The following is a 1,936-nucleotide window of genomic DNA, read 5'->3' as shown; positions in this document are numbered from 1 at the left end:
CCAACGGCGTCGTCGTGCTGACCTGCGGCACCTACGGCAACGTCATCCGCTTCCTGCCCCCGCTCACCATCTCCGACGAACTGCTCATCGACGGCCTCTCGGTCGTCGCGGAAGGACTGAAGAACGCATGACCGACCTCCTGGCGGCGACGACGACGTCGACCGCAACGGATGCCCAGGCGAGCCCGCTGATCGCAGCGGGCTCCGCCGCGCAGCACATCGCGACGCCCCTCACCGACGCGCGCGCCCAGCTCGCCGAGGCGATCGGCCTCCTCGGCTACACCGACGGCCTGCACCAGATGCTCGCGACGCCGCGTCGCGAGCTCACCGTGTCGGTGCCGCTGCGCATGGACTCGGGTGAGAGCCGGCTCTACATCGGCCACCGCGTGCAGCACAACTTCTCGCGAGGCCCGGCCAAGGGCGGCCTGCGCTATGCGCCGAACGTGAACCTCGACGAGGTCCGCGCGCTCGCGATGTGGATGACCTGGAAGTGCGCCCTGCTCGACGTGCCGTACGGCGGCGCGAAGGGCGGAATCGCGATCGACCCCCGCGAGCACTCCAAGGCCGAGCTCGAGCGCGTGACCCGCCGCTACACGAGCGAGATCCTGCCGATCATCGGCCCGGAGCGCGACATCCCCGCGCCCGACGTCGGCACCGACGAGCAGACGATGGCCTGGATCATGGACACCTACTCCGTGACCAGCGGCTACACGGTGCCCGGCATCGTGACCGGCAAGCCCATCGCGCTCGGCGGTTCGCAGGGGCGGGCGAGCGCGACCTCGCGTGGGGTGACCCACATCGCGCTCGCTGCGCTCCGCCACCGCGGCATCGAGCCGTCGCGCGCCAGCGCAGCGGTACAGGGCTTCGGCAAGGTCGGTGCGGATGCCGCCAGGTTCCTCTCCGAGGCCGGCGTCACCATCGCCGGGGTCAGCGACCAGTACGGGGCCGTGTTCAACGCGTCGGGCCTCGACATCGAGGCGCTCTCCGACCACGTGCGCGCCACCGGTTCGGTCGTCGGCTTCGCCGGCGCCGAGGCGATCGACGGCGCGCAGCTCATCACGCTCGACGTCGACCTGCTCGTGCCGGCCGCCGTCGAGGGCGTGCTGCACGAGGGCAACGCGGCGTCGGTGCAGGCCACCGTCATCGTCGAGGGCGCGAACGGCCCGACGACGCCCGGTGCCGACCGCATCCTCCGCGAGAACGGCGTGCTCGTCGTGCCCGACATCCTCGCGAACGCGGGTGGCGTCATCGTCTCCTACTTCGAGTGGGTGCAGGCGAACCAGGCGTACTGGTGGCGTGCCGACGAGGTGGAGTCCAGACTGGAGGAGCGGATGCTCAGCGCGTGGCAGCACGTGCTGGGCTACGCCAAGGCTCGGGGGCTCTCACTTCGCACCGCCGCGACGGCGCTCGCCGTCGAACGCGTCGCCGAAGCGCACAAGCTGCGCGGCCTCTACCCCTGATCGAATTGCCGAGTTGCCCGAATCCGGACGGATTCGGGCAACTCGAGAAGATGACGTCACCCCGATAGACCGAACGGAAACCACACGCATGACGACTGCAACACAGGAAGCGACCGTGCTCGACCGGATCAACGGCGGGCTGTTCATCGGCGGCGAATGGGTCGACGCCGAGGGCGGCAAGACGCTCGCCGTGATCGACCCCGCGACCGGTGCGACGATCAAGGAGATCGCCGATGCATCCGTCGCCGATGGCATCAAGGCGCTCGACGCCGCGGTCGCCGCGCAGGACGCGTGGGCCGCGACGGCTCCGCGCCAGCGCGGCGAGCTGCTGCGCCGGGCGTTCGACCTGCTGCAGGAGCGCAAGGAGGACTTCGCCCTCCTCATGACGATGGAGATGGGCAAGCCCCTCGCCGAGGCTCGCGGAGAGGTCGCCTACGGCGGCGAGTTCCTGCGCTGGTTCAGCGAGGAGGCCGTGCG

General features: G+C 70.5%; 2 protein-coding genes. Both read left to right on the top strand.

Features of this window, described 5'->3' with window-relative positions:
* Positions 1-127: 127 nt before the first annotated feature.
* Positions 128-1,459: a Glu/Leu/Phe/Val family dehydrogenase gene (locus tag VIP82_RS18470; protein WP_331911295.1), complete on the top strand. Its 1,332-nt coding sequence runs from the start codon at positions 128-130 to the stop codon at positions 1,457-1,459.
* A gap of 88 nt (positions 1,460-1,547) precedes the next feature.
* A partial coding sequence (locus VIP82_RS18465; protein ID WP_331911293.1) for an aldehyde dehydrogenase family protein occupies positions 1,548-1,936 on the top strand: 389 nt, incomplete at its 3' end.

Origin of the sequence: Microbacterium sp., from assembly GCF_036566905.1 — a bacterium.
GTDB lineage: Bacteria > Actinomycetota > Actinomycetes > Actinomycetales > Microbacteriaceae > Microbacterium.
This window is presented reverse-complemented; position numbering and strand designations above follow the sequence as displayed.